This window comes from Kitasatospora sp. NPDC056783, assembly GCF_042789895.1.
In the GTDB taxonomy this organism is placed as follows: domain Bacteria; phylum Actinomycetota; class Actinomycetes; order Streptomycetales; family Streptomycetaceae; genus Kitasatospora.
In genome coordinates this window covers 1-9,066 of record NZ_JBHUAF010000358.1, presented here as the reverse complement: position 1 = coordinate 9,066, position 9,066 = coordinate 1, and the positions used below count along the sequence as shown (strand labels likewise).

The 9,066-nt window shown below is 73.8% G+C and carries 7 protein-coding genes; 2 read left to right on the top strand and 5 right to left on the bottom strand.

Annotated features, from left to right (window positions below; translation table 11 throughout):
* Positions 1-57: 57 nt before the first annotated feature.
* Positions 58-1,389 carry an FAD-dependent oxidoreductase gene (locus tag ACFRMQ_RS33265; RefSeq protein ID WP_380734476.1) on the bottom strand — a complete coding sequence of 444 codons (1,332 nt, stop codon included), beginning with the start codon at positions 1,387-1,389 and terminating at the stop codon, positions 58-60.
* Positions 1,390-1,958: 569 nt separating this feature from the next.
* Positions 1,959-2,864 carry a TIGR01777 family oxidoreductase gene (locus ACFRMQ_RS33260; RefSeq protein ID WP_380734475.1) on the bottom strand — a complete coding sequence of 302 codons (906 nt, stop codon included), beginning with the start codon at positions 2,862-2,864 and terminating at the stop codon, positions 1,959-1,961.
* 79 nt (positions 2,865-2,943) lie between these two features.
* Between ACFRMQ_RS33260 and ACFRMQ_RS33255 the strand changes: the two genes are divergently transcribed.
* On the top strand, positions 2,944-3,450 hold the full coding sequence (locus ACFRMQ_RS33255) for a GNAT family N-acetyltransferase (RefSeq protein ID WP_380734474.1): 507 nt from the start codon (positions 2,944-2,946) through the stop codon (positions 3,448-3,450).
* A 151-nt stretch (positions 3,451-3,601) separates the two neighbouring features.
* On the top strand, positions 3,602-4,717 hold the full coding sequence (locus tag ACFRMQ_RS33250) for a DUF2510 domain-containing protein (protein ID WP_380734473.1): 1,116 nt from the start codon (positions 3,602-3,604) through the stop codon (positions 4,715-4,717).
* A 92-nt stretch (positions 4,718-4,809) separates the two neighbouring features.
* Here the strand turns inward: ACFRMQ_RS33250 and ACFRMQ_RS33245 are convergent, their stop codons facing one another.
* The 3 genes from ACFRMQ_RS33245 to lpdA form a co-directional block, all read right to left on the bottom strand.
* Entirely contained in the window at positions 4,810-5,325 is a 516-nt protein-coding gene (locus ACFRMQ_RS33245; protein ID WP_380734478.1) for a DUF4240 domain-containing protein, read from the bottom strand.
* 165 nt (positions 5,326-5,490) lie between these two features.
* On the bottom strand, positions 5,491-7,239 hold the full coding sequence (sucB, locus tag ACFRMQ_RS33240) for a 2-oxoglutarate dehydrogenase, E2 component, dihydrolipoamide succinyltransferase (RefSeq protein WP_380734472.1): 1,749 nt from the start codon (positions 7,237-7,239) through the stop codon (positions 5,491-5,493).
* An 80-nt stretch (positions 7,240-7,319) separates the two neighbouring features.
* Entirely contained in the window at positions 7,320-8,726 is a 1,407-nt protein-coding gene (gene lpdA / locus ACFRMQ_RS33235) for a dihydrolipoyl dehydrogenase (protein WP_380734471.1), read from the bottom strand.
* Positions 8,727-9,066: the final 340 nt, after the last annotated feature.

Below are 9,066 nucleotides of genomic sequence, written 5' to 3'. Positions count from 1 at the left end.
GTGTCCCGGCACACCGGTGGTCTGTCACCCCGGCGGACCGCCGGTGCGCCGGGGTGATCAGGCGGCCGCCTCGGCCTCCCGGGCGTCGGCCGGCACACCGAGGTCGCGCAGCACTGCCTGGGCCGCCCGTCGTCCGGAGACCAGCGCGCCCTGCACGGTGCTGGTGTCCCGGTGGTCCCCGGCGACGTACAGCCCGGCCAGCAGCCGCACCGGGCGGCGGGGGTTGTGCGGCGGCGGCATCGCGGGCAGCGCGTCCGGGACGTGCCGCACGCCGAGGAACTGCCAGCCCGCCGTCGAGGTGCCGTACAGCTCGGTCAGCCGGGCCCGGACGGTCGGCTCCAGCCCGGCGGGGCCGCCCAGGTCGAAGGCGCGGCGGCCGAGCACGGTGGTGGCGATCAGCGACTGGCCGGCCGGGGCGTAGGACGGGTGCAGCTCGCTGAGCACCAGGGAGTGCGAGACCAGCGGCGGGTGGCCGTTCGGCCGGTCGCCGTCGAGCAGCAGGACGGCCTCGCCCAGCGGCGCGCGGTCGGCCGCGTGGAAGAAGGTCGTGACGGGGTGGAAGTCCGGGAGGCGCAGTCCGGGCAGCAGTTCGGCGGCGGCGCGGGCGTCGGTGGCGACGATGACGGCCTGGGCGCCGATCCTGCCGTGCGCGAGGGTCTCCACGCCGTCCGCGGCGATCGAGGTGACCCGTACCCCGGTGCGGACGGTACCGGCGGGCAGGGCGGCGGCCAGCTGGGCCGGGACCGCGGCGATGCCGCCGGCGGGCAGACAGAGCCGCCCGCGCGCGTACGAGCGCAGCACCAGGTCGGCGACCCGGCTGCTGGTGCCGAGCGCCGGATCGGAGAGCAGGGCGCTGAGCAGCGGTCGCAGGAAGCCGTCCACGGTGCGCGGGCCGAGGCCGTGACCGCCCAGGGCGCGGGCGGTGGTGGTCTCCGGCCGGGCCTGGAGCCGCTCGACGGGGGTGCCGGCGAGCCGGCCGAGCCAGCCTCCCAGGCGGGCCTTGTCCAGCGGGCTGCCGAGCGGGGCCCGGGTGGCGGCCTGCCGGGCGACGGCGAGGTGCGGGTCTCCGGTGCGGTACCGCCGGCCGGCGCTGTGCACCAGGACGCCGGGCGTGAGCGGACGCAGGTCGAGGCGGTCGAGGTCGAGTGTGCGGCGGAGTTCGGGGAAAGCGGTGTTCAGCAGGTGACTGCCGTCGTCGAGCCGGAATCCGTCCTGCTCGCGGGTGGCCATCCGGCCGCCGATCCGCCCGGTGGTCTCCAGGAGCTGAACGGTGAGGCCGTGGCCGGTGAGCGCGCGGGCGGCGGCGAGGCCCGCGAGCCCGGCGCCGACCACGACGACGTCCGGGTCGGACGGCCGGCGGGCGCGGCGGGTGAAGTCGTACGTGGGCACTGGGGTGCTCCCTCCCTGGTCCCGGGGCTCCGGCCGACGCAGGCAGCGGGGTGCCGGGACACGGTCCGTGGAGGGTGATGCCCCGTCAGTGTGAGCATCAGACAAGCGCATCGGGCCGGATCCGGGGTTCCGGCGAGGGTTGGGCGGCACCGGGTGGGGCGTGGTCACGGACAGTGCGCCGTGGCGGCCGGGTTCGGGGGTCGGCGGGCGCGTACGGTCACCGGGGGCGTGCGACGCGCCCACCGTGTGCTCCCATGCGCCCCCTCCCCGGGCCCCCTCCGACCCCGTTCGGCATATGCCGCTGGCCAGGGTGGATGCCATCGTCGGAGTACGTACGACTGTGCGCGCCCCGCCCGGGTGCCCGCCCGCCCAGCGCGCGCCGCCGCCCGCGCGCCCGTATCGGCCCGCACACGCTCACGGACCGCGCCCCGCGCCCGCTCGCGCACCGGCCCGCATCGCCCCGCACGCCCGCCCTTGGACCGAGCCCCGCGCGGCGCCCGGCACAGCGCCTGTCACAGCGCCCGGCACGGCGCCGCGCCGCCCACCGCGCAGCCCACCGCGAACGCCCGTCACAGCGCCGCGAGCACCGCCGAGTACACGTCCGGATGGGTGAAGCGGAAGCCCGCGTCCAGCAGCCGCCGCGGCACCACCCGGTGACTGCCGACCACCTCGACCGCCAGCTCGCCCAGCACCGCCTTGAGCACCGCCTCCGGCACCGGGAACGGTGTCGGCCGCCGCAGCGCCCGCCCGAGCGCGGTGGTCAGCTCCGCGTTGGTCGCCGGGTTCGGAGCGGTGAGGTTGAAGGCGCCGGAGAGGTCGTCGTGGTCGATCAGGAACCGCAGCGCGGCCACCTGGTCGTGCAGCGAGATGAAGCTCCAGTACTGCCGCCCGTCGCCGAGCCGTCCGCCGAGGCCCAGCTTGAACAGCGGGAACAGCCGCGCCCCCGCCCCGCCGGAGGCGGACAGCACCATCCCGGTGCGCGGGTGGACGACCCGGACGCCGGCCCGCTCGGCGGGCCGGGCCGCGTCCTCCCACTCCCGGCAGACCTCGGCGAGGAAGTCGTCGCCGGCGGGGGAGTCCTCGTCGATCACCCGATCGCCGGTCTGCCCGTACCAGCCGACCGCGGAGGCGCTCACGAGCACCCGCGGCGGCTCCTTGAGCTCGGCCAGTGCGACGGCCAGCGTCTCGGTGCCGTACACCCGGCTCTCCCGGATCTCCCGCTTGTAGGAGTCCGTCCAGCGGTGGTCGCCGACCCCGGCGCCGGCCAGGTGCACCACGGCCTGGACGCCGGTCAGCCCGTCCCGCTCGACCTCGCCGAGCAGCGGGTTCCAGCCGATGGCGGTGCTGCCGTCCGGCCGTGGGCCGGTCTTCGAACGGTGCCGGACCAGCCGGACCACCTCGTGGCCGTCCGCCAGCAGGGAGCGGACGAGTGCCGAACCGATCAAACCCGTGGAGCCCGTGACAGCGATGCGCATGGGCCCCATCCTCGCAGCTCCCACGCGTCTTCGACGGCCCGTCACGGTCGCGCGCCTCGTCGCCGAGTGCCTCGTTAGCATGGCGCGCATGCCTGACGACGATCTGATCATCCGTACGGCGCGGAGCGAGGACGAGCGCGGACTCGCCGTCCTCAACCACGCGACCTGGTCCCTCCTGGCCGACGTCTCCCCGCGACCGCCCGTCGAGGACCCGGTCTTCGACGAACGGCACACCCCCGAGCAGTACCTGGTGGCCCTGCTGGACGGCCGGATCGTCGGCTACGTCCGCCAGGTCCCGGCCACCCCGCTGGCGAGCAACCGGCACGTGCGGCAGATCCAGGGCCTGGCCGTCGACGACACCGTCCGCGGCCGGGGCATCGGCCGCCGTCTGGTCGAGGCGGCCTGCGCGGCGGCCCGGGCCGAGGGTGCCCGCAAGATGGGCCTGCGGGTGCTCGGCCGGAACGCCCCGGCCCGCCGCCTCTACGAGAGCTGCGGCTTCGTGGTCGAGGGCTCGCTGACCGAGGAGTTCCTGATCGACGGCCGGTACGTGGACGACGTCTGGATGGCGCGCCGGCTGGCCGACTGACCGCCGGAGCCCGCCCGCCGACCGTTCGAACGGACGTGCCGGACATCCCTAACAGGCCTGTGGCAAGGGGAGGTTGGCCGGTCCCGGGTGGTGCGGAGCCGTGACGGTCCGGGCCTGTCCGGACCGCCGACGCGCCGGGTAGCGTACGGCCGTGAGCAACTCGACGCCTCCCGGGTGGTACCCGGTCCCGGGTGCGGACGGCACCCCCGGTCACGAGCGCTGGTGGGACGGCAGCGCCTGGAGCAACGAGGTCAGGCCGCTCCAGGGCGGCGGCGTCGGGGGCGGGCTCGCCGACGCCGTCACCCAGCCCTGGCAGCAGCCGTCCGACCGGCGGTCCGGCCACGGCCACCCCGGCGGCTCGCCCGCCCCGACGTACGGCTACCCCGGCCAGGGCGGCTACCCCGGCCAGGGCGGCTACCAGGGCCAGACCGACTATCAGGGCCAGAACGGCTACCCGGCTCAGGGCGGCTACCCGGCCCAGAACGGCTACCCGTCGCAGAACCCGGGCTACGGCCCCGCCGGCCACTACCCGCCCCCGGCCAAGCCCAGGACCGGGATGATCGTCGGCATCGCGGTCGCCGTACTGGCCGTGGGCGGGATCGTCGCCGGGATCGTGTTCAACAGCGGCGTCGACCGGCGGGCGGACCCGGCCCCCACCGTCACCGTGACCCGGAGCAGCGGCCCCACGCCCAGCCCCAGCCCGACCGTGCCGAGCCCGAGCCCGACCGCGCCCAGGCCCAGCCCCACGGTGCCCAAACCCGCACCGGTGGTGAAGACCACCGTCCCCGACCCGCGGCACGCGATCATCGTGCCGGTCTTCGAGGGCTGGGAGACGTCGACCGAGCTCCAGCACTCGACGCTCTACCTCGGTACCGGCCGCTACACCTGCCCGGCCGGGGGCACCTGCGTCCGCGGCCAGTTCTCGGTCGAGAAGGACACCGTCCAGGGCACCTCCGCCAGGGCGGCGGCCGAGTCCGCGATGCCCGCCTACGCCGGGGGGATCTTCTCCGGGATCGGTTCCCACACCGACGCCGGCTCCGGCTACGTCAAGGTGGCCGGCGTGCTCGGCTACGCCACCCGCTGGCACATCCGCACCTCGGACGGCACCCAGGGCTACGTCCTGCTCGCCGCCCTCCCGGCGAAGGGCGGCGGCTTCGTCGTCATGGAGGGCGGCGTGGACGACACCCCGTCAGCGCCGGACTTCTCGGTGCTGGACCAGATCCTCAGCGGCATCACGCAGGACAGCTCCTCCGGCAGCAGCACCTGACCCGGCCGGGGTGCGGCCGGGCGGTGCGGTCGGCCGAGGACGGCCGGGAGGGGTGGCTGGGAGGGGTGGCCGGGAGGGCGGCCGGGGGCTCCTCAGTCCCCGTACCGCTCCCAGAGCTTGGGGAAGCGCTTCGCCATGGCGTCCGGGTCGTCGAAGTCCAGCGCCGGCCCGGACGGCCGGTCGGCCTGCCGCCCGCCGATCTCGGGCAGCGGCAGCCCCGTCAGCTGCTCGTACGCCTCGTCGGCGGCGTAGCCGAGGTCCTCGGCCTCGCCGTCCTCCTCCTCGTCGAACTCGGGCAGCAGGTCCGCGAGGTCGTCCGGCTCGGTCAGGCCGCCCTCGAAGACCTCCCGGCCCTGGCCGATCAGCCAGGAACGGAAGCAGTCGAAGGTGTCGGCGGAGGCGCCGTCGAGCAGTAGGTAGGCCGCGCCCCACAGGTCGTTCCGGTAGGCGCGCCGGTGCCGCGCCTGGAACAGCCGGGCGAAGTCGATCACGTCGTCCGGGGTCAGCTGGAGGAGCCGTTCCACCAGGAGGTCGGCCTGCTCGTCAGGGTCCCCGTCGGCCGCGTCGTGGGTTTCGTCGATGATCTGCCAGAAGTCCGTCTCGTCCATCACCGCTCAAGCATCCCCGTTCGGCCGCGTCCGCGCATGCCGCGACTCGGTACGGTTCGCTCACACTTCCCGGGCCCGCGATGGCCCGGGGAACGGCGGAACCCCGCGCCGTCCGGGGACGACGCGGGGTTCCGTACGCGGGGGTTCCGCGGTGACCGGGCGGGGTCAGAGGCCGAGCTCGACCTCGAACTCGCCGGCCTCCAGGATCTCCTTGACCGAGACCAGGTAGCGGGCGGCGTCGGCGCCGTCCACCAGGCGGTGGTCGTAGGAGAGCGACAGGTAGACCATGTCGCGGATGCCGATGGCGGTGCCGCCGTCGGACTCGATGACGACCGGGCGCTTGACGGTGGCGCCGATGCCCAGGATGGCGACCTGGTTCGGCGGCACGATCACGGTGTCGAACAGCGCACCGCGCGAGCCGGTGTTGCTGATGGTGAAGGTCGCACCGGACAGCTCGTCCGGGGTGATCTTGTTGTTGCGGACCTTGCCGGCCAGCTCGGCGGTCTTCTTCGAGATGCCGGCGAGGTTGAGGTCGCCCGCACCCTTGATGACCGGGGTCATCAGACCCTTCTCGGAGTCCACCGCGATACCGATGTTCTCGGTGTCGAAGTAGGTGACCGTGCCCTCGGCGTCGTTGATCCGGGCGTTGACGACCGCGTGGACCTTCAGCGCCTGGGCGGCGGCCTTGACGAAGAACGGCATCGGGGAGAGCTTGACGCCCTCGCGGGCCAGGAAGCCGTCCTTGGCCTTGCCGCGCAGCGACATGATCTTGGTGACGTCCACCTCGACCACGCTGGTCAGCTGGGCCTGCTCGTGCAGCGCCTTCATCATGTTGTCGCCGATGACCTTGCGCATGCGGGTCATCTTGACCGTCTGGCCGCGCAGGGCGGACGGCGCGGCGGCGGCCTTCGGCGCGGCGGCCGGGGCGGCAGCGGCGACGGGGGCCGGAGCGGCCTTGGCGGCCTCCGCGGCGGCGATGACGTCCTGCTTGCGGATGCGGCCGCCGACGCCGGTGCCGGCGACGGAGGACAGCGCGACGCCGTGCTCGGCGGCGAGCTTGCGCACCAGCGGGGTGACGTAGGCGTCACCGCTGTCGGCCACCGGGGCGACCGTGGCCACCGGGGCAGCGACCGGAGCCGGGGCGGCAACCGGGGCCGGGGCAGCGACCGGAGCCGGAGCGGCAACCGGGGCCGGGGCAGCGACCGGAGCCGGAGCGGCAACCGGGGCCGGAGCGGCGACCGGAGCCGGAGCGGCAACCGGGGCCGGGGCGGCGACCGGGGCCGGGGCGGCGGCGACGGCACCGGCGGCGCCGATCAGCGCGAGCTGGGCGCCGACCTCGGCGGTCTCGTCCTCGCCGACCAGGATCTTCACGAGGGTGCCGGCGACCGGCGACGGGATCTCGGTGTCGACCTTGTCGGTGGAGACCTCGAGCAGCGGCTCGTCGACCTCGACCGTGTCACCCTCGGCCTTCAGCCAGCGGGTGACGGTGCCCTCGGTGACCGACTCGCCCAGCGCGGGCAGCACGACCGGGGTGGCGTCGGCGGCCGGAGCGGCGGCCGGGGCCGGGGCGGCGACCGGGGCCGGAGCGGCGACCGGAGCCGGAGCGGCGACCGGAGCCGGAGTGGCAACCGGAGCGGCCTCGACGGCCGGGGCCGGAGCAGCGGCCGGGGCGCCCGAACCGTCGTCGATGACCGCCAGCTCGGCGCCCACCTCGACGGTCTCGTCCTCGGCGACCTTGATCGAGGAGAGGATGCCGGAGACCGGGGCCGGGATCTCGGTGTCGACCTTGTCGGTCGACACCTCCAGCAGCGGCTCGTCGACCTCGACACGCTCACCCTCGGCCTTCAGCCAGCGGGTGACGGTGCCCTCGGAAACGCTCTCGCCCAGCGCGGGCAGTGTTACTGAGACCGCCATGGTTTCAGCGACTCCTATCAAGTCTTGCGTACGGGAGGTACTTGCGTACGGGAAGTACCGGGAAAGGGGGTGGGGCGTGATCAGTCGTGCGCGTGCAGCGGCTTGCCGGCCAGCGCCAGGTGCGCCTCGCCCAGGGCCTCGGACTGGGTCGGGTGCGCGTGGATGAGCTGCGCGACCTCGGCCGGCAGGGCTTCCCAGTTGTAGATCAGCTGGGCTTCGCCGACCTGCTCGCCCATGCGGGCGCCGACCATGTGGACGCCGACCACGGCGCCGTCCTTGACCTGGACGAGCTTGATCTCGCCGGCGGTCTTCAGGATCTTGCTCTTGCCGTTGCCGGCCAGGTTGTACTTCAGGGTGACGACCTTGTCCTTGCCGTACAGCTCGACGGCCTTGGCCTCGGAGATGCCGACGGAGGCGACCTCCGGGTTGGAGTAGGTCACCCGCGGAACGCCGTCGTAGTCGATCGGCACCGGCTTGAGGCCGGCCAGGCGCTCGGCGACCAGGATGCCCTCGGCGAAGCCGACGTGGGCCAGCTGGAGGGTCGGGGCGAGGTCGCCGACGGCGGAGATGGTGGGCACGTTGGTGCGCATGTACTCGTCGACCAGGACGTAGCCGCGGTCCATCGCGACGCCGTTCTCCTCGTAGCCGAGGCCGGCCGAGACCGGGCCGCGGCCGATGGCGACGAGCAGCAGGTCGGCGTCGATCTGCTTGCCGTTCTCGGTGGAGACGCGGACACCGGTCTCGGTGTACTCCACGCCCGAGAAGCGGGCCTTCAGCTCGAACTTGATGCCGCGCTTGCGGAAGGCGCGCTCCAGCAGCTTGGAGGAGTTCTCGTCCTCCAGCGGGACGAGGTGCGGCAGCCCCTCGACGATGGTGACCTCGACGCCGAAGGACTTCCAGACGGAGGCGAACTCGACGCCGATGACGCCGCCACCGAGGATGACGACGGACTTCGGGATCCGGTCGAGCTTGAGGGCGTGGTCCGAGGAGATCACGCGGTTGCCGTCGATCTCCAGGCCCGGGATCGAGCGCGGCACGGAACCGGTGGCCAGAACGATGTGACGGCCTTCGATGCGCTGGCCGTTGACGTCCACCGAGGTCTGCGAGGAGAGCTTGCCCGCGCCCTGGATGAAGGTGACCTTGCGGGAGGCCACCAGGCCCTGGAGGCCCTTGTACAGGCCGGCGATGACGTCGTCCTTGTACTTGTGGACGCCGTTGATGTCGATGCCCTGGAAGGTGGCCAGCACGCCGAACTCGGCGGCCTCCTTCGTCTCGTCCGCGATCTCCGCGGCGTGCAGGAGCGCCTTGGTCGGGATGCAGCCGCGGTGCAGGCAGGTGCCGCCGAGCTCACCCTTCTCGACCAGGGCGACGCTCAGGCCCAGCTGAGCGGCGCGGAGCGCCGCGGCGTAACCGCCGCTTCCGCCTCCGAGAATGACTACGTCGAAAACGGTGCTGGCGTCGTTCGCCACGTCACGTCCTCCATGCATGGGGTGGGTCGCCGGGCCGGTCGCGGTCCGGTGGGTCGGAAGCCTTTGTGAGGCGCCCAGTCGTGCCGGAAATACATCTTCGCACTTGTTCGCGGTGACTGATGTCCGGGTCTGGCCGAGGGGTGTCCCGCAGAGTGGTCACCGGGGCGGGAATACCCCCGACAGAAGGGCATCATCGCAGCTCAGCGCGGTGTTGACAGCCGCCGGACGGGCGCTCTCCGCGCTGGTCGGCACGCCTTCTTCCGCTCTGTGGAACAAAGTTTCGCCCGCAGCGAACAGCCGTCGGCCGGGTCGCCCCGGGCTACCGGCGGGTAACCCGGCCGGAACGCCGACGGGGCCC